The following is an 18,757-nucleotide window of genomic DNA, read 5'->3' as shown; positions in this document are numbered from 1 at the left end:
ATCCTTGTTGTGTCCAATGACCTGACTAACGACCAAAAAGTCGTGCAAAGAAACCTTTTTTCGCCTGTGTCACTGTTTCAACTTCTTCACGTGCTTGGTCTAGCTCTAACTCCAACTGCTTACGGTCTTCCATGGCGGCCAAGGTTAACTGCTGTTGCTGGTCCAGCTGCTTGTCCTTTTCCGCAATCTGACGGTCCTTGGTCTTCATCTGCTCATCCAGAGCTGCCAATTGGCTGTCTTTAGCCTTGAGTTGGTCGTAGAGACGGGTAATTTCGGTATTTTTCTCATCAACCAAAATCTCCAACAACTCCCGTTGTTTGACATCGTCACTGATTGGCTCATCTTCAAAAATCGTTTTTTTGTAGATTTCTTCCAGTTTAATCAAGCCAGAACGGGTCACCACCGTGACTCCCTTGTCATTTTTATCCACATCTTCCTCAGCCAAGGTCTTGACTCGGTTATTGATGGCTTGACGCGAAACCCCCAAAATTTCAGCAATCTCGCTCACTGTTTTTTCAATTGCCATAGCTTCCTCATAATCCTGTCTGTATTCTCTTAAAATCCTATCATAGCCAACTCCTTTTGTCAATGACATAGGCGGTATTCTCCCCCTCATTTTATGGTACAATAAGACCATGAACCATTACCATACCATCGTTTTGGGAGGTGGCCCAGCTGGCATGATGGCGAGCATCTCTAGCCTCTATCAGGGACACCCCACCCTTTTGATTGATAAAAATCGTCGCTTAGGAAAAAAGCTCGCTATGACAGGTGGCGGTCGGTGCAACGTGACCAACAACGGTAGTCTTGATGACCTCCTAGCTGGCATTCCTGGCAATGGCCGCTTTCTTTATAGTACCTTTTCTCAGTTTGATAACCACGACATTATGCAGTTCTTTCAAGACAGAGGCGTTGCCCTCAAGGTGGAAGACCATGGTCGCGTTTTTCCAAGCAGTGACAAGTCTCGGACGATTATCGAGGCGCTGACTAAAACCATTGCTGAACTTGGGGGCGAGCTTGCCCTAGCGACAGAAATTGTCTCCGTAAAAAAAGATGACGACCACTTTATCTTGCGCAGTTCTGACCGCACTTGGACCTGTGACAAACTCATTGTAACGACAGGTGGTAAGGCCTATCCCTCAACAGGGTCCACCGGTTTTGGCTACGACATTGCCAGACATTTCCATATGCCTGTCACGGACCTAGAGGCAGCCGAAAGTCCACTTTTGACGGATTTTCCCCATAAACAATTGCAAGGCATTTCCCTCAGCGACGTCACCCTCAGCTACCAAACACACACCATCACCCATGACCTTCTTTTTACGCATTTTGGCCTGTCTGGCCCGGCAGCCTTACGCCTGTCTAGCTTTGTTTCGGGTGGAGAGACCGTCTTTTTGGACCTTATCCCTCAGATGAGCAGCCAAGATATTGACCAAGCCCTCGAAGCACAGCGAGACAAAAGCTTAAAGAATGCGCTTAAGACATGGCTCCCTGAACGGCTGGCTGATTTCTATGCGCAGTCTTTTCCCCAAAAGGTCAAGCAGTTGACAGCCAAGGATAAAGAGAGCCTCTTAAAGCGTCTCAAAGCCCTTCCCATACCTGTGACAGGTAAGATGTCGCTAGCGCGCTCTTTTGTCACCAAGGGCGGTGTATCGCTCAAGCATATCAATCCCAAAACCCTAGAAAGTAAAACGACACCGGGCTTGCATTTTGCGGGTGAAGTTTTAGACATCAATGCCCATACCGGTGGCTTTAATATTACGACAGCTCTTTGTACAGGCTGGGTAGCCGGAGCGGACCATTGGTAATTACCTGCGTTTTTCGAAATAGGCTTAGGCCTTTTTTTGTTTATCCTTATTTAGGAAATTTTCGAAATAGGCTTGATTTCCATCGGCAAAGTGTTAAAATCTATTTAGAAATATTTCTAAGCAGTTAGAGAAAGGAGCACCTTATGGGCCTAAACGAAACCCTCAAAGCCTTGGCTGACCCCGTCCGTCGACAGATTTTAGAAATGCTCAAACATGGGCCTAAAACGGCGGGTGAACTTGCCCAAGCCTTCGACCTGACCCCAGCTACCATTTCCTATCACCTGAGCCAGCTCAAAAAAGCTGACCTTATCAGTCCCCAAAAAGACAAAAATTTTATTTATTACCAACTCAACTTAACCGTTTTTGAAGAAATTCTCAACTGGTTTTCATCTCTTGGAGGTAGCACCCATGACAAAGACTAAACCCATCACAAGGCTAACACCCTACCTGCTCCTTGCTTTACCCTATGCTTATGCCCTCTTCGTTTACGGTAAACTCCCCGCTCATTTAGCCGTCCATTTCGCCACTTCTACTAACCCCAATGCTTATCTGAGTAAGCCTCTCTTTCTCATCACTGGTTTATTGTTTGGCTGCTTGCTTCAAGCATTCATGGATTGGACCCTGCAAGGGTCTGACCGTATCACCAATGCTAGCTTTCGCCATGTTTTTCATTGGCTACTGCCTCTTGTCTGGAGCGGTCTATCCCTAGCTATTTTATGGCGTAACCTCTTTACTCATTTTCCAATCCTTGCCTCTAGTCTCTATACCGTCGGGATTAGCCTCCTCATCATTAGCAACTACTTGCCAAAACAGGTGCAAGTGGGTCGCCAGCCACTACCACGTTGGACGGCTTACACCCTCACGCTGATTAGCCTGCTTATCCTTTTATGGGCTAGCGTCCTACTCCTAACAGGCAAATGATAGAACCATTTTCTCAAGATAGACGAAAAAAACGACCAGCAGGTCGTTTTTGTGATGGCTTTATAAAATCAAGCGAAAGACTGCGACACAAACCACTCCTGTCAAGACGGACCAGAGGATATTTTGAGACCGAAGGGCCACAAAAAGGCTTGGAAAAACGGCCAAAAAATCCGCCCACTTCAGCTGGGGCAAATGCCCCGTTTTTTCCACTAAAAGACTCGACAAGGTCAAGGCAAAAATGATGGAAATGGGCAAATAATGTAAAAATTTCAAGACCAGTTGGGGGAGTCCCTTATATTGGGTCAAGATAAAAGGTAAAATCCTCGGCACCCAAGTCACGAGCCCACCCAGTAAGATAGCCCAGAGGACAACACTATCTAACTTCATCGAAAGTCACCCCCACTCCACAGGCTATCAAAGTTGCCAATAAGACCGCTAAGGATTCAGACACTAGCATAGAGAAAGTCAGGTAGGCTAGCGCTACCGTAAGTAAAATCAGGCTAATGTGTCTGACAGAATGCGCTTGGCGCAAGGCCACAAGTTGGCCACCAAAGATACCAACGAACATACCGACCAAGGCAAAATCCAACCCCCAAGCCTCAGGGTTAGGGATATACTGCCCAAAATAGGTACTCACCGTCACCGCTAAAATCCAGGTAATATAACCTGTCACGTTATTGCCGTGCATCCATTGCTGACTGACTTTACGCTCATGATAACTTTCATTGAGCAAAACCGCATAGCTCTCGTCTGTGATGAGGCTCCCGATGAAGATATTTTGCCCCAAGGGTTGCCCCTGAAAAATAGTCGTCGCATGCAGGCTCATCAAAAAATTGCGTAAATTAATCAAAAATACGGTGGCCACAATCCCAAGTAATGGCGTGTGGGCCAAAAAAAAGGGCACACATGGCAAATTGCGCACTCCCCCCGTAAACAATGGCTGACATCAGCCCCATCTCTAGTGGCGAAAGTCCTGAACTGGCTCCTACCACTCCACAGGCTATCCCAATACTGACATAACCCAAGGCCGTAGGGATAGAAGCCCTGACACCATCCCAAAATTCTTCTGTTCGCATTAGCCTTCTCTTTTTTTCTCCCTTTTAAATTCCCTTGGTGGGAAAAGCCAGGCTAGGTTTCGCATTTAATTCCCAGTCAGCTCGGTTGTTTTTGTCATATTCAATAGCTCCTGCTAACGCAATCATCCCAGCGTTGTCCCCGCAAAGACGCAAAGGCGGAATAATCACTGGAATGTCCTTGATTTCGCTAGCCAAACGTTCACGCAGCCCTTGATTCGCAGCCACTCCCCCGGCAACAACCAATTGCTTGGCAGGATAGAGTTCCAGGGCTTTTTTTGTTTTCGTCAGCAAAACGTCTAACACAGCGGCTTGAAAAGAGGCCGCTAGGTCTGCTTGATCAAGCGCTTCGCCTTTTTGCTGAGCATTATGGTGGAGATTGATAACAGCAGACTTAAGACCTGAAAAGGAGAACTCTAAGTTTGATTCTTGGAGCATGGCCCGTGGCAAGTGATAGCTGTCCTTGCCCTGATGGGCTAACTGATCAATCTCTCGACCAGCTGGGTAGCTTAAGCCCATCACCCGACCAACTTTATCATAGGCTTCTCCCACCGCATCATCACGCGTTTCTCCAACAATTTGATAAGCCCCTGGTTCTGTGACATAAACCAACTCCGTGTGCCCACCAGAGACCAAGAGCGCCAAAAGTGGGTACTCTAATGTTTGGACTTGATTTGCTGCCATCAGATGACCTGCCATATGATTGACCGGAATCAAAGGCAAATCATGCGCCCAAGCAAAAGCCTTGGCTGCGGATAGACCAACCAAGAGGGCCCCTACCAAACCTGGACCATAGGTCACCGCCACAGCCGAAAGGTCATCGGCCCTAAGGCCTGCTTCATCCAAGGCTTCCTGGATACAATAAGTCATCACTTCGACATGATGACGGCTAGCCACTTCCGGGACAACTCCTCCAAAACGTTTGTGACTGGCCACTTGGGAAGCAATAACATTTGACAATAATTCTGTTTGGTTTTTTAAGACAGCCACACTCGTCTCGTCACAAGAAGACTCGATGGCTAAAAGATAATTAGTTTTCATAATCCTTCTTTTTTCATGATAAGCGCATCCTCAACAGGCGCGTGATAATAGGCCTTTCGCCGACCGATAATCCGAAAGCCGTTGGCCTGATAAAGGGTGATAGCTCGTTGATTGGATTGACGGACTTCCAAAAATACAGGCACTAGGCTATCCTCCAATTGGGACAAGAGTTGCTTGGCATAGCCTTTTTTTTGATAAGCCGGCAAGATGGCAAGGTTGGTCAGTTCCGACTCCCCTACCAGTTGGTTAACCGACATAAAGCCAACTACTTTTTCATGGTCATAGACATAATAATAATCCGTCGTTGCCTGGGCCATATCCTGCGCAATCTGCTCTTTCGTCCAAGGAGACTGACCATAATTAGCTGTCAAAATCTCGCTAACCGCTGCGAGGTAATCCCTATCGCGCATCAGATGCGTGCAATCCAGTCCTTGGTCTCGTCTGTCGGGTGCGTTTCTTGCCATTTTTCCTCTGCTTCTACTGCCTTTAGATAGGAGGGAACAAAATCATGAACAGCCACCGCAGGTAAGGTTTGCCCCAAAAGCCCTAGCCGATAGGCGTCAGGCTGGGTTTCAAGTACCTGTGCTTGAGGCAGGGACTTTTTAATTTCCTCCGCAAAAGCAGCGACCTCTCCCACAAAAGTTACCTGCTCATACTGAGAAGCCACTGCTAAGAGCTCCGAAAAATCCTGGTAAGCATCGGCTTGCACAGGCATGTCCTCCTGATAAATCCCTGCATAAACCGCATGGCGGCGGGCATTTATCAAGGGAATCTGTATCCCAGAAACTGTCTTATCTGTCAACGCAAAAAGACTGGAGACCCCAACCAAGTCACAGTTCAGGGCCATAGCCAAGGTCTTAGCTGTGACCACTGCAATCCGCAAACCGGTATAGGAACCCGGTCCCTGAGCGACGATAATCCGTTCAATAGCCGATTTTGAGACGTCACAGGTCCGCACCAAATAATCAATGGTTGGCATCAATGTGATGGAATGGTTTTTCTTAATGGTGACCAGAACCTGTCCTAAGAGCTTTTCGCCATCTAAGAGGGCGACAGATAAGGATTGATTGGACGTATCTAGAGCTAAGCTAAGCATTGCATTCCCCTTTTTTCCTAATAGTTTCATTATAGCACAAGACACCCAAAAGCCAAAGATATGGCTAGGCTTTCCCTCGGTTTGCGCCTTTATTTTTCCCTCTATTTATGCTATAATGTAGGCACTGCATAATCACGGTTAAATTTATTACACTAGATAACATAATGGGAAGCCCAACCTTTACGGTTGGTCCTATTAGTGTGCGTTTTGACCGACATTGATAGAAAGGAACACTATGATTTTCAAAGTATTTTACCAAGAACGCAAAGACCGTAACCCGCGTCGCGAACAAACCAAAGCCCTCTATCTGGATATTGATGCCAGCAATGAACGTGAAGGCATTATCGCTGTCCGCGAACTCATCGAGTCTAAAACAGATTACAATATTGAATTTATCGAAGCCCTGACAGAGAAACATTTGGCCTATGAGAAAGAGTCTGGCGCTTTTGCATTAACGGAGCTTTAAAATGTCTCACATAGATTTAAAACCCGAAGAAGTTGGCGTTTACGCTATCGGCGGATTAGGCGAAATCGGGAAAAATACATACGGAATCGAATACAAGGATGAAATCATCATCGTCGATGCCGGGATTAAATTCCCTGAGGATGATTTGTTAGGGATTGATTATGTCATCCCTGACTATTCTTATATCGTGGAAAATATTGACCGCATCAAGGCACTGGTCATCACCCACGGGCACGAAGACCACATCGGTGGTATTCCTTTCCTGCTTAAACAGGCCAATATTCCCATTTACGCTGGGCCCTTAGCCTTGGCATTGATTCGAGGCAAACTCGAAGAACACGGTCTCTTACGGTCTGCCAAACTCTACGAAATTCACGCAGATTCAGAATTAACCTTTAAAAACCTCAGTGTGACTTTCTTTCGGACAACACACTCCATCCCTGAACCTTTAGGGATTGTCATTCACACACCTCAAGGGAAGATTGTCTGTACAGGTGACTTTAAGTTTGACTTTACCCCAGTTGGTGAGCCAGCTGACCTGCATCGGATGGCTGCCTTGGGTGAAGATGGGGTGCTTTGTCTCTTATCAGATTCAACCAACGCTGAAATCCCAACCTTTACCAACTCCGAACAAGTTGTTGGCCAGTCCATCATGAAAATTATCGAAGGCATCCAAGGGCGCATCATTTTCGCATCATTTGCCTCCAATATTTTCCGCCTCCAACAAGCCACGGATGCAGCGGTCAAAACCGGTCGAAAGATTGTCGTTTTTGGCCGTTCCATGGAAAAGGCTATTGTCAATGGTATGGAATTGGGCTACATCAAGGCGCCTGAAGGAACCTTTATCGAGCCAAGTGAACTTAAAAACTACCATGCCAGTGAAATTTTAATCATGTGTACTGGTAGCCAAGGGGAACCTATGGCTGCCCTCTCTCGGATTGCCAATGGCATGCACCGTCAGGTGCAATTGCAACCAGGGGATACCGTTATTTTCTCATCAAGTCCTATCCCAGGAAACACCATTAGTGTTAACCGCCTCATCAACACCATCGAAGAAGCTGGTGTCGATGTTATCCATGGGAAAGTCAACAACATCCATACCTCTGGACACGGTGGCCAGCAGGAACAAAAACTCATGCTACGCTTGATTAAACCTAAGTTCTTCATGCCTGTGCATGGGGAATACCGCATGCAAAAGGTTCACGCAGGACTAGCGCAAGATGTAGGCATTCCTAAAGAGAATATCTTTATCTTGGAAAACGGGGATGTCTTGGCCTTGACTAAAGACTCTGCTCGCAGGGCTGGTCACTTCAATGCTCAAGATACTTATGTAGACGGTAATGGTATTGGTGATATCGGAGCCGCCGTCCTACGTGACCGTCACGATTTGGCCGAAGACGGGGTCGTCTTAGCAGTTGCAACTGTCGACTTCAAATCTAAGATGATTTTAGCTGGTCCAGATATTCTCAGTCGTGGTTTTATTTACATGCGCGAATCTGGCCAACTTATCCGTGAGAGCCAGCGGGTGCTCTTTAATGCCATCCGAATTGCACTAAAGAACAAGGAAGCCACTATCCAATCAGTCAATGGTGCCATTGTCAATGCCTTGCGCCCCTTCCTTTATGAAAAAACAGAGCGTGAACCCATTATCATACCGATGGTTTTAACACCAGATGATGGACAAGCGCCTCTTGTTACTGCTAAAAAAGGGACAGGCCCAAAACGCCGCCCCAAAAAGCACAGCAACCAAAAGCGTAAAGCAACCCCTCAAAAATAAAGCAAACTAACCCCCACCATCCTTATTTTGGCGGGGGTTTTTGCATCTTCATTTACAAACACATGCTTGCTATCACTGGCTTGGAAAGTCCAAGCATAGGGAAGTAAAAACAAAAAGGATTTAGCCCTGTGTCATCCAGTTCTAAATCCTTTGTTCAATTTATTGTTCACCTTTGGGGTCTAGCCAAAGGGTGTGCTTTTCTTAGCGTTCTAGGGTAACAACAACACGACGACGGCCATCTGCTCCAGCGGAATAGCTGTCTACACCAGAAATTGTTGATAAGACCTTATGGAGTTGCTTACGTTCATTATTTGGCATAGGGTCTAAAATATAGTCCCGACCTGTTTCCTGCACACGCGCTGCAGCCTTGCGGGCCAAGGATTCCAAGACTTCATAACGGCGTTCCATGTAGTCAGCAACATTAAGCGTAACCGTCAGTTCCTTAGAATAGCGGTCATGCAAGTAATTTTGGACCAGGACTTGTAAAGCTTTAAGAATCTTTCCATGGTAGCCAATCAAACGCCCTGGTTCTTGCGTATCCATCTGTAACAGAATGGTTTTTTCACGTACTTGCGTTGACAGCTGCACGTCAAGTCCCATTCCTTGCAAAATAGTTTCTAAATACTGGGTGACACCGTCGCGAGCCGCATCAATATCCTTATCGCTCAAGGCTGAGATATCCTGACCGAAGGTAGCTGAGACAAACTCTTCAAAAGCTTGATCACGACTTGTGTCTGTTTCTGACACTGGCTGTGTCTGTGCCACTGGCATTTTTTCTTCTGCTTGAGCCGTCGCAGGAGTCGGTGTTTCAGGCTCTGCTGGCCTTACTGAAAGCAAGGTCACATCGATTTCAGCTAATTTTCGACCAATCCCTAAAAATCCCTTTTTCCCCATCGTGATGACACGAATAGACAGGTTGTCTACTGAGACACCCAAACTGGCAACAGCTTGATGTGTGGCATCTTCAACAGTTTTCCCTGTAAATACTACCATGAGTTATATTCTCCTTATTTTCGTTTCTTTTTCCCTTTACGCATTGCACGGCGTTTCTTAGCTTCACGTTCTTTTTCGATAGCTTCTTTTTCTTCTCGCTCAGCAATTATCTTAAACGGATTATTGAGCAGAAGGATTTGTCCGACCTGAAAAGCATTGGAAACTGTCCAGTAAAGAGATACCCCGCTGGCAATATTAAAAGCGAAGAAGAAAATCATGACAGGCAAACCATAGGTCATAGCCGTCATGGCCCCATTTTTTTCCTTGATAGCCTTGTTGGTCAACCAGGAAGACAAGAAGGTAAAGAGGGCTGCTAAGATTGGCAAGAAATAAAACTGATCGGGTTTGGCCAAATCCAACCAGAGGAAATGCCCTTCTCGAACAAAATCAACCCGCGTTAAGGCCTGGTAGAGAGCCCAGAGAATAGGCATCTGAACCAAAAGAGGTAAGAGGCTTGACCAGGTGCTCACACCCGCTTCTTTTTGGACCGCACGGGTTTCCTCAGTCATGGCTAAACGGCTTTCCGTGTCTGACAGGCCACGGTATTTTTCTTGGATAGCCTTGAGTTGTGGCTGAATCTCTTGCATCTTGCGGCTAGAAGTCATTTGGTAATGGTAAAGTGGAATCATCACCACACGAATAGCCAAGGTAAAGAGAACAATCCCTAATCCCATGCTTTGCCCGAAGGACATGCCCTTGATAGCCAAGGCAAAGTAGTAAACGATGGTCTCCCATGCCCCTGTCGACTGATTGGTTACTGCACTAGTCCCACAGGCACTCAGCACTAACAATGCTGCCCCGAGGAGGGGAATCAAACGTAAGGTCTTTTTCACAATTTCTCCTTTTGGTAAATATCTGCACGTGTGAGGACATGCACAAGGTTTTTTTTCATTTCTTGATAATCCAAATCCTGAACGCCCTGCCGACAGATAATGACAAAGTCTTGGGTTTCCAAGCCATCGGCTAGCTCCATAATCAAATGGCGCAAACGCCGTTTGATGCGGTTTCGTGTCACCGCATTGCCCAGTCGCTTACTGACAGAGAGCCCCACACGGAAGTGGTCCTTGCCCCGAGGTAAATGGTAAATCACAAATTTGCGGTTGGCCACACTTTTGCCTGCGTCAAACAGAGCTTTAAAATCCTGATCTTTTTTGACGCGATAAGATTTCTTCACCTCAGGTCCTCCTCCACAATATAGTAATTACCATTATAACATAAAAGCCCAAAAAGCCAAAGTAAGCTTAAAAAAATCTACAGAAAACCAGTCAGGTTATCCTGACTGGTTGACGGTTAGTAAGGCTTCTTGTTTTTCGATTATAACTCATTTTGAGCTTTGGCAATTTGCCATTCGACCTGTTTAAAACCTGTCCCCCCTAATGAATTCCGGCGTTGGACTGCCGTATGAGATGCCAAGGTCTCATAGATATCTGCCTCGATAAGGTCAGATACTTCTTGGTAGCGCTCCAGAGGGACATCTTGGAGATAGTAGCCTTTTTTGGTACATTCTAAAACCATTTTGCCGACAATCTCATGGGCTTCCCGGAAAGGCAGACCCTTGCTGGCCAGATAGTCCGCAAGTTCCGTTGCATTTGAGAAATCCTTTTCGGTCGATTCAGCCATGTGTTGGTCGTGTACCGTCATACTAGACAGCATGCCAGATAGGATATCTAGCGCAACCGTGATGGTTTCCACCGTGTCAAACATGCCTTCTTTGTCTTCCTGCAAATCCTTGTTGTAGGCCAAAGGCAGTGATTTCATCACCGTTAAAAGACCGATTAAATCCCCATAGACACGCCCTGTTTTGCCCCGAATAAGCTCAGCCATATCAGGGTTTTTCTTTTGTGGCATGATAGATGACCCTGTTGAGAAAGTGTCGGACAAGGTGACAAATTGGTACTCGTTGGAACACCAGTTAATGATTTCCTCACACAGCCGGCTCATGTGCATCATCAAGATAGAAGCATTTGACAAAAACTCTAAAATGAAATCCCGGTCACTGACCGCATCCAAGGAGTTACTGTAAGGCTGAGAAAAGCCAAGCAAAGCCGTGGTCATTTCACGATCGATGGGAAAGGTCGTTCCCGCCAAAGCCGCAGCGCCTAAAGGAGACAGGTCTGTGTGCTGAAGGTTAAAACTAAAGCGGTCACTGTCACGGGTAAACATGCTGTAATAAGCCATCAAGTGATGCCCAAAAGATATGGGTTGCGCATGCTGAAGGTGTGTATAACCTGGCATGATGGTATAGACATGTTGCTCCGCCACAGTCACCAAGGTTTCACGAAGATGGTGCAATTTGTCTAGAACATCTGCTAATTTAGCCTTGAGATAGAGATGCATGTCTGTTGCGACTTGGTCGTTACGTGAACGCGCTGTGTGCAATTTACCAGCGACCGGGCCGATTTTTTGGGTTAAGAGGCTCTCCATATTCATGTGGATGTCTTCGTTGGTAACATCAAAAGTTAACTGACCGGCACGGAATTCTTCCAGTAAGTCCTCTAAACCTTGCTTGATTGTTTGGGCTTCTGCTTTTGTAATAATCCCTGTTTCGCCCAGCATGGTGACATGAGCCACAGAGCCTAGCAGGTCATATTCTGCCATTTTTTGGTCAAAGCTAATAGAAGCGCCGAACTCTTCTACCCAACCTTCCAGGCTAGCTTCAAAACGGCCACCCCATAATTTATGATTTTCTGTCATTGTTTCCTCTTCCTTTGCTGTTTGCTACTGTTATTATACCTAAAATATCAGTTCAAACCTACTACTAGCATAAAAAAGGTCTAGAGTATGGCTCTAAACCTCTTTTGCCTCTCAGGGCGATGCGCCCATTTTGGGCTCGTCTGAAGACCACTCACAGGAAGTCCTTATCAGACCGCAGTCATGAATAAGAAAAGAGTTTCAGATGCGCCTCACAGGACACTTTTATCTGAAAGGTCTTCTCTTTTTTGCTCTTGCCTATTTGTCGTTGACCTCAGCATTGACCTTCGTTGGCAGTCCCCAAAGCTTGATAAAGCCTACGGCTGCGTCTTGGTCAAAGGTATCCGCTGATGTGTAGGTTGCTAGGTTTTCATCGTAGAGGGAATTTGGTGATTTTCTAGCTACAACTTGGCAAGACCCCTTGTAAAGTTTAACTTTGGCTGTACCATTAACCACTTTTTGCGTTTCTTTCAAGTAGGCAATAATGGCCTGAGTCGCTGGGTTAAACCAAAGGGCATTGTAAATCAAGTTTGACAATTCATTTTCGAGAATCGGTTTAAAGTGAGAAACTTCCCGAACCAGCGTCAAATCTTCGATTTCCTTATGGGCAGTCAACAAGGTAATCGCCCCTGGACATTCGTAAATTTCCCGAGATTTGATGCCGACCAACCGGTTTTCCACGTGGTCAATCCGTCCGACACCGTGTTTTCCAGCAATGACATTCAACTCTTGGATAAGGTCTGCCAATTTCATTTCCTTGCCATTAACAGCGACAGGCACACCAGCCTTGAACTCGATGTCCACAAACTCTGCTTGGTCTGGTGCAGCTTCTGGCGCTGTGGTAATGCCATAGGCATCTTCTGGCGCTTGGTTCCACGGGTTTTCTAGGATACCACACTCATTTGCCCGGCCCCAAAGGTTTTGGTCAACAGAGTAAGGGTTATCCAAGTCCGCAGGGACTGGCACGCCATTTTCTTTGGCATAATTGATTTCTTCTTCCCGAGACCACTTCCACTCCCGAACAGGGGCGATAACCTTCAATTCTGGGTCGAGGGCTGCGATAGCCACTTCAAACCGAACTTGGTCATTTCCTTTTCCGGTACAACCGTGAGCAATGGTGGTAGCGCCAGTCTTATGCGCAATTTCAACTAATTTTTTGGAAATAATTGGCCGACTCAAAGCAGACACCAAAGGGTACTTCTGTTCATAGTAAGCATGCGCCTGCAGGGCTGGCAAAACATATTCTTGAGCAAATTCATCTTTGACATCCAAGACATAGGACTCGATAGCACCGACTGTCAGGGCCTTGTCGTGAATAAAATCTAGGTCTTTGCCTTCACCGACGTCCATACAGACAGCAACAACATCGTAGTCTTTCTTGAGCCAAGTGATAGCCACAGAGGTATCAAGTCCACCGGAGTAAGCAAGGATTACTTTTTCTTTCGTCATAATAGTTTCTCTTTTCTTATTATTTGAGCTAGCGCTCATGTTTATATATACATTATATCGCATATTTATACTTTGTCAAGCCTAAACCTGTATTTTTTTACTATTTTTTTAAATAAGCAATAAAATAGCCGTAAAAACAGGGTTTCCTATCCGTATAAGAATTGTTTCTATGAATAAAAAGTCGTTAAGAGGGCATTTTTCGCTAAAAAAGAAACCCCCTAAAAATCTGGTCATCCTGTCGCTTACTACTTTCTCAGGCTTTTCTAGTCTTCTCATTTTTTCTATTTGTAACTAATCTAAAAAAACACGGCCATTTTCTCATTTTGACCACAAAAAAAGAAGCTTGCGCTTCTCTTTCTTTTGTTTATTAAACGGTCTTTTTAACGTCCTTGATCACGACTTCATAAGAACCTGCAGGTGAATTGATGGTCACTTGGTCGCCTGTCTTGCGTCCAATCAAGGCTTGGGCAATGGGACTTTCGTTAGAAATTTTTCCTGCAAAAACATCCGCACCGGCTGCACCCACGATGAGATAGGTGTCTTCATCAGTCGTGCCCACTTCTTGGACGATCACCGTTTTTCCGATAGCGACTTCGTCAGTAGCTACCGCATCGCTATCAACGATTTCAGCGTAGCGAATCTTGGTTTCGATGGTTGAGATTTGGCCTTCAACGAAGGCTTGTTCATCCTTAGCCGCTTCATACTCACTGTTTTCAGACAAGTCTCCATAAGAACGGGCAATCTTGATGCGTTCGATTACTTCGGGACGACGGACCAACTTGAGCTCTTCGAGTTCTTTTTCCAATTGGTCTTTTTCTGCTTGGGTCATGGAATAAGTTTTTTCAGCCATTGTTTTCTCTTTCTATTATGACATTTAGTTAGGTAGAAATGCAAAAGAGTGGGTTTTAGCCACTCCTTGATGCTCAGTCTATTCACTAGAACTAGAGCTCGAACTTAACTTAGAGTTGACGTAGGTGTCAACATTTGCTTGGTGTTCTTCATAAGTCTTAGAATAGTATACCGTACCAGTATCCACATCAGCAACAAAGTAGAGGTATTCCGTGCTATCAGGCTCTATCACAGCTTTGAGAGAGGATAGCCCCGGACTGTCCACAGGACCTGGTGGGTAACCGGTATTGGTATAGTCATTATAAGGGGAATCCATCGATGTGTCAACCGCTGCATCTTCTGCAAGGGTGGTTGTTGTGCCTAATTTTCCTGATGCATAGAGCAAAGGAACATTGGACTGCAAGGCCATACCGGCATTCAAGCGGTTATAAAAGACACTGGCAATCTTTCTGCGGTCGTCGTCAGTATTGCCTTCTTTTTCCACGATGGAGGCCAGCGTTAAGACCTCATGGACTGTTTTCCCACTCGCAGCAATCGTATCATAATAAGGGCTCAGATTGCTGTTCATAGCCTGAAGCATCTGATCAACCAAATCTTCTAAGCTCGTATTATCATAATAATTATAGGTCGCTGGGAAAAGATAGCCTTCCAGGACATAGGTCACACTTGACTTATCTGGTAGGTTGGCCAAGAGTGTCGGGTATTTTTCCTTCATCTTGGCAATGAAACTATCATCTTGCACCAGTTTTAAGAAATCATCGGCCTTAAATGGCGTCTTATCATTTTTCTTTTTGGTGTTGACATTGTCCGTGATCGCTTGGGCAATTTGGGTAATGGTATAGCCTTCAGGAATGGTTACCTTACCTGCAACAGGAGCGGTCGGTTCTGATGTCCCACCAGCCTGCAAGGTTTTTATAATCTTATCCATAGACATGGATTTTTGAATATTATAATAACCCGCTGCAAAAGAAGAATAATTCCTAAATTTAGTGTAGTAGTTAAAGACCATTGCCGACTTAATCACGCCAGCTTTTTGCAAGGTCTGACCGATCAGCTTGGTTCCAGCACCTTCAGGAATTTCTACCTGAACATACTGACTGCTTGTTTTATCAACAGGTTGCAGGGAATCATAAACATAGTAACTGACGCCTAGGCCACCGACAATTAGAAGAAAGACAAAGAAAAGAATGATGCGTTTTGCAATACGTCCGGCCAAGTTAGCTTGTTTTTTCACTTTTTTGGATTGGCTACGACTAGGTGTCTTATCAGTCTCTGCTTCAGGAGATGGCGCTTGTGGAAGCTCAGAATCAGCTTGTTTGGTCGCTTGAGGGGACGGCTGGTCTTTGACACTATCTGCTAGAGATTTCTTAAGCTTGTCAATGGGAGCGGTTGTCTCCAAAGCCTCAGAACCCATAGCGTGAGCTTCCTGTTCCTCAGACTGGGCCAATGCCTCCGCTTCCTCTTCAGCCTGAGAGGTGTGATAGGTGACAGGAACCGTCGTTCCCGCTGCACTATAGGTAATAGCCACTTCTTCATAGGGCACACTGTCACTTTGGGCTAGGCTCTCAGAAGCCTCCTCTGATTGACTGGCAGATAGACGACGGCGAACAAACTTCCCACGCTCTGGGTCGTAATACCGCTCATAGGCAACCGCTTCTTCAGAAGAAGCTGTCTCAGATTGCACAGCAGAAGCGCTGTATTGTTCAATAACTTCAACAACCGTGGCTTCACTCTGAGCCACTGATTCGGACGCAACCTTTTGTGAAAGCTCTGAGCTCGTGCTTGCTTGAGCACTTGTTTTTTCTTCCTTGTTCTCAGAGTAATCCGGGTTAAGTGGATCAGTGGGGGTTAAGTCTAGGCTTGGATCAAACAAATGGTCCAGATGGTCTAGAACCTGCTCAGCAGAAAGATCGGTCTCAGGGACATCTAAATGACCTGCTGAGACATTCTCAGAATTTTTAAAGGCTTCAAACTCAGGGACCAAGTGTTCTTGGTCAGCATTTTCTAACGGCTGGTCGCTATCTTGTTCGTTGATATACTGCTGTAACCGTTGTTTTTCCAAATCAGATAGAATTTTCTCTCGAAAACTTTCTTTTTCGTGATCATTACGTTCTGACATAAAGGTTTCCTCTTTTCCTAGGGGATTAAATAGATAGGTTTAGGCTTGCCATAGCATGTCAATCCAGCTGCTACCGCCATGGTTGGACTGAGAGTAGCCAGAGTCCACAAAACCATTGGCCTCATAGTAAGTAACCAAAGTCTCGTGACAGGTCAGGGTAATGCCTCGTCTTCCTTGTTCAAGGGCCACTTCTTTTAAGGCAGCCAAAAGGAGGCTCCCCAAGCCTTGGCCTTGACAGTCCGACAAGATAGACAGGCTCAAAACAGCCAAATAAGGCGCCTCAGGGACAATGCTTGTCGCATCAAACAAATCATCCGTCAGGCGGTCTGTTGGACACGGTAAGCTTGACACATAGCCCAGAAGAGTCTGGCTGGTCTCTTCTTCTATCACCAGCTGGGTCTCTGGACTCAAGTCAAGGCGGCGTCGCATGGCCTGTGGGCTAGCAGCTTCTTTAGGCGAAAAATTTTCCCGCTCAATTAGCATGATGGCTGCAAGGTCTGCCATAGTCACACGACGTATCTTCATCCTTAAAGGCCCTTACGAACGATATTTGACAAGAGTTCCTCAAAAGAACGCTCATACAACTGGATATCGCCGGCACCCATAAAGACATAAACCGCATCCTCATGATCGAGCAAAGGTGACACATTGTCAACGGTGACGACTTTGGCTGGTTTAACCACCTTTTTGGCCAAATCTTCAACCTTGACATCGCCGTGGTCAACTTCACGCGCTGATCCGTAAATCTGAGCCAGATAAACGGCATCCGCCTGATTCAAGGCCTCCGCAAATTCATCCAAGAGGGCAATGGTCCGAGTAAAGGTATGAGGTTGGAAGACGGCCACAATTTCCTTGCTTGGGTATTTTTGACGTGCCGCATCCAAAGTGGCTATGATTTCTGTTGGGTGATGCGCAAAGTCATCAATAATAATGGTATCATTTACCACTTTTTCCGTAAAGCGACGTTTGACCCCAGCAAAACTAGCCAGGTGCTCACGCACCAAGTCCATGTCAAAGCCTGCAATATAGAGATTGGCAATCACAGCCGTCGCATTTAAAATGTTGTGACGTCCAAAGGCTGGCACATGAAATTGCCCCAAATCTTGGTCCTTGTGACGCACCTTGAAGTCCGAACCAGATGTCGTCCGAACGATATCGTAGGCCACAAAATCATCCCCATCTTGAAAACCATAATAATAAATGGTCGCATCACTTTCTAAACGACGCAGGTAAGGGTCCTCACCATAGACAAAGAGACCTTTTTTGACTTGTTTTGCGTAGTCGTTAAAAGCGTTGAAAACATCGTCAATACTAGTAAAGTAATCCGGATGGTCAAAGTCAATATTCGTAATAATCGAATACTCTGGGTGGTAAGGCATGAAATGCCGTTCGTACTCATCCGCTTCAAAGACAAAGTAATGGCTGTCTTTGAGGCCACGCCCAGTCCCATCACCAATCAGGTAACTGGTATCGGTAATGTGACGCATCACGTGGGCAAGAAGACCTGTTGTTGAGGTCTTTCCATGAGCGCCAGCAACCCCGAAACTAACAAACTGGCTCATGAATTCCCCTAGAAACTCATGGTAACGTTTAAAGGGAATGCGGTTTTCATCACAGAAAGCCACTTCGACATTGTTATCGTCACGAAAAGCGTTACCAGCAATAATCTCCATATCGCTCGTGATATTGTCAGCACTGAAAGGGAGGATGGTAATACCTGCCTGCTCAAGATCACGTTGGGTGAAGTAATACTTTTCAACGTCTGAACCTTGGACCCGATGGCCCATTTGATGGAGCATCAAGGCTAGGGCACTCATACCAGAACCCTTGATACCAATAAAATGATAAGTTGTCATATCAGTTTTCCTTTTCTTCTAACTGTGCTAAATTCAATTCTTGAACATCTGAGCTGTGCCGATGTTCTTGGAAGTTGCTATAAATCTGTGATTTTTTCAAAAAATCATAGGAATTTTTTCGTTTTTTAGCCGAGCGATTTTTTGGCTTTTTATAATGCTTAGGAATCTCAGCCAAAATATAGTCATCTTGCCGCAGATGATCCGCTACGCGAGCCAGTCGCGATGTCCGCTGAGGACTGGCATCAAAATCCACCACGCTGGCTATGGCTGCTTGTTGTTTGGGAACATAGGCTGGCCGTCCTGTCAAACTTTCTGGCGCTAGGTAGCGCTGCCGTTTGGCCTTGACGTCTGCTTTGGCTTGACGACGGGCGACTTGTGTCGGGGTTTGTGTCCCCATGGTCCAAGATTTTTTAGTGGTGGTACTAACACGCGCTGCCTTAGGCACATCGCCATAATCCTTATCCACATAGTCGTCGGTGATGTTGGTAATCAAATCTTCGTTGTCATAAAGGGCCATCACCTTGCCTTCTTGACTGATGGGTTGGTCGTCTGCTACAACAGGAAAACTTCTCTCTCTTACCATCGTCCTTGTCCTTTCACTAAACTTCTTTATTATAA

The 18,757-nt window shown here is 45.9% G+C and carries 19 protein-coding genes and 2 pseudogenes; 5 read left to right on the top strand and 16 right to left on the bottom strand.

Features of this window, described 5'->3' with window-relative positions:
* Positions 1-25: 25 nt before the first annotated feature.
* Entirely contained in the window at positions 26-526 is a 501-nt protein-coding gene (locus tag STRDD12_RS06820) for a DUF536 domain-containing protein (RefSeq protein WP_066916588.1), read from the bottom strand.
* Between the two features lie 109 nt (positions 527-635).
* Here STRDD12_RS06820 and STRDD12_RS06815 point away from each other — a divergent pair, with 109 nt between their 5' ends.
* The 3 genes from STRDD12_RS06815 to STRDD12_RS06805 all read left to right on the top strand — a co-directional run bounded on the left by STRDD12_RS06815 (position 636) and on the right by STRDD12_RS06805 (position 2,729).
* Positions 636-1,808, top strand: coding sequence for an aminoacetone oxidase (locus STRDD12_RS06815; protein WP_066916513.1), 1,173 nt, complete (start codon positions 636-638; stop codon positions 1,806-1,808).
* A gap of 143 nt (positions 1,809-1,951) precedes the next feature.
* On the top strand, positions 1,952-2,230 hold the full coding sequence (locus STRDD12_RS06810; protein ID WP_066916511.1) for an autorepressor SdpR family transcription factor: 279 nt from the start codon (positions 1,952-1,954) through the stop codon (positions 2,228-2,230).
* Positions 2,217-2,729 carry a DUF1648 domain-containing protein gene (locus tag STRDD12_RS06805; protein ID WP_066916509.1) on the top strand — a complete coding sequence of 171 codons (513 nt, stop codon included), beginning with the start codon at positions 2,217-2,219 and terminating at the stop codon, positions 2,727-2,729. The genes STRDD12_RS06810 and STRDD12_RS06805 overlap by 14 nt, the downstream gene beginning before the upstream one ends.
* A gap of 60 nt (positions 2,730-2,789) precedes the next feature.
* On the opposite strand, the gene STRDD12_RS06800 is transcribed toward STRDD12_RS06805, so the two are convergent.
* The 5 genes and pseudogenes from STRDD12_RS06800 to tsaB all read right to left on the bottom strand — a co-directional run bounded on the left by STRDD12_RS06800 (position 2,790) and on the right by tsaB (position 5,939).
* The gene (locus tag STRDD12_RS06800; RefSeq protein ID WP_066916507.1) at positions 2,790-3,116 is read right to left on the bottom strand and encodes an AzlD domain-containing protein; all 327 of its coding nucleotides are present in this window, start codon (positions 3,114-3,116) and stop codon (positions 2,790-2,792) included.
* A pseudogene (locus tag STRDD12_RS06795) lies at positions 3,103-3,805 on the bottom strand (AzlC family ABC transporter permease). The gene STRDD12_RS06800 and the pseudogene STRDD12_RS06795 overlap by 14 nt, the downstream one beginning before the upstream one ends.
* A 24-nt stretch (positions 3,806-3,829) precedes the next feature.
* Complete coding sequence (gene tsaD, locus STRDD12_RS06790; RefSeq protein WP_066916505.1) at positions 3,830-4,843, bottom strand: tRNA (adenosine(37)-N6)-threonylcarbamoyltransferase complex transferase subunit TsaD; 1,014 nt, start codon at positions 4,841-4,843, stop codon at positions 3,830-3,832.
* On the bottom strand, positions 4,840-5,307 hold the full coding sequence (rimI, locus tag STRDD12_RS06785; RefSeq protein WP_443031057.1) for a ribosomal protein S18-alanine N-acetyltransferase: 468 nt from the start codon (positions 5,305-5,307) through the stop codon (positions 4,840-4,842). Before rimI ends, tsaD begins: the two co-directional genes overlap by 4 nt.
* On the bottom strand, positions 5,253-5,939 hold the full coding sequence (tsaB, locus tag STRDD12_RS06780) for a tRNA (adenosine(37)-N6)-threonylcarbamoyltransferase complex dimerization subunit type 1 TsaB (protein WP_066916501.1): 687 nt from the start codon (positions 5,937-5,939) through the stop codon (positions 5,253-5,255). Before tsaB ends, rimI begins: the two co-directional genes overlap by 55 nt.
* A 235-nt stretch (positions 5,940-6,174) precedes the next feature.
* Between tsaB and STRDD12_RS06775 the strand changes: the two genes are divergently transcribed.
* Complete coding sequence (locus STRDD12_RS06775) at positions 6,175-6,405, top strand: DNA-directed RNA polymerase subunit epsilon (protein WP_066916499.1); 231 nt, start codon at positions 6,175-6,177, stop codon at positions 6,403-6,405.
* A gap of 1 nt (position 6,406) precedes the next feature.
* Positions 6,407-8,080, top strand: a pseudogene (gene rnjA, locus STRDD12_RS06770) (ribonuclease J1); the annotation flags it as partial.
* Between the two features lie 303 nt (positions 8,081-8,383).
* On the opposite strand, the gene jag reads toward rnjA, so the two are convergent.
* The 10 genes from jag to STRDD12_RS06720 all read right to left on the bottom strand — a co-directional run bounded on the left by jag (position 8,384) and on the right by STRDD12_RS06720 (position 18,722).
* Entirely contained in the window at positions 8,384-9,175 is a 792-nt protein-coding gene (gene jag / locus STRDD12_RS06765) for an RNA-binding cell elongation regulator Jag/EloR (protein ID WP_066916497.1), read from the bottom strand.
* A gap of 14 nt (positions 9,176-9,189) precedes the next feature.
* Positions 9,190-10,008, bottom strand: coding sequence for a YidC/Oxa1 family membrane protein insertase (locus STRDD12_RS06760; RefSeq protein ID WP_066916495.1), 819 nt, complete (start codon positions 10,006-10,008; stop codon positions 9,190-9,192).
* On the bottom strand, positions 10,005-10,349 hold the full coding sequence (gene rnpA, locus STRDD12_RS06755; RefSeq protein WP_066916493.1) for a ribonuclease P protein component: 345 nt from the start codon (positions 10,347-10,349) through the stop codon (positions 10,005-10,007). Before rnpA ends, STRDD12_RS06760 begins: the two co-directional genes overlap by 4 nt.
* Before the next feature lie 140 nt (positions 10,350-10,489).
* The gene (argH, locus tag STRDD12_RS06750; RefSeq protein ID WP_066916491.1) at positions 10,490-11,869 is read right to left on the bottom strand and encodes an argininosuccinate lyase; all 1,380 of its coding nucleotides are present in this window, start codon (positions 11,867-11,869) and stop codon (positions 10,490-10,492) included.
* A gap of 255 nt (positions 11,870-12,124) precedes the next feature.
* Positions 12,125-13,315, bottom strand: coding sequence for an argininosuccinate synthase (locus STRDD12_RS06745; RefSeq protein WP_066916489.1), 1,191 nt, complete (start codon positions 13,313-13,315; stop codon positions 12,125-12,127).
* A 367-nt stretch (positions 13,316-13,682) separates the two neighbouring features.
* Positions 13,683-14,165: a transcription elongation factor GreA gene (gene greA / locus STRDD12_RS06740; RefSeq protein ID WP_066916487.1), complete on the bottom strand. Its 483-nt coding sequence runs from the start codon at positions 14,163-14,165 to the stop codon at positions 13,683-13,685.
* Between the two features lie 78 nt (positions 14,166-14,243).
* Positions 14,244-16,283 (bottom strand): endolytic transglycosylase MltG, encoded by a 2,040-nt coding sequence (mltG, locus tag STRDD12_RS06735; RefSeq protein ID WP_066916485.1) that lies wholly within the window; start codon positions 16,281-16,283, stop codon positions 14,244-14,246.
* A gap of 39 nt (positions 16,284-16,322) precedes the next feature.
* A complete protein-coding gene (locus STRDD12_RS06730; protein ID WP_066916483.1) occupies positions 16,323-16,808 on the bottom strand; it encodes a GNAT family N-acetyltransferase in 486 nt (161 codons plus the stop codon).
* Positions 16,809-16,810: 2 nt separating this feature from the next.
* On the bottom strand, positions 16,811-18,139 hold the full coding sequence (gene murC, locus STRDD12_RS06725) for a UDP-N-acetylmuramate--L-alanine ligase (protein ID WP_066916481.1): 1,329 nt from the start codon (positions 18,137-18,139) through the stop codon (positions 16,811-16,813).
* Between the two features lies 1 nt (position 18,140).
* The gene (locus STRDD12_RS06720) at positions 18,141-18,722 is read right to left on the bottom strand and encodes a divisome accessory protein ZapJ (RefSeq protein WP_066916479.1); all 582 of its coding nucleotides are present in this window, start codon (positions 18,720-18,722) and stop codon (positions 18,141-18,143) included.
* Positions 18,723-18,757: the final 35 nt, after the last annotated feature.

The sequence above is a fragment of the Streptococcus sp. DD12 genome, from assembly GCF_001578885.1.
GTDB lineage: Bacteria > Bacillota > Bacilli > Lactobacillales > Streptococcaceae > Streptococcus.
This window is presented reverse-complemented; position numbering and strand designations above follow the sequence as displayed.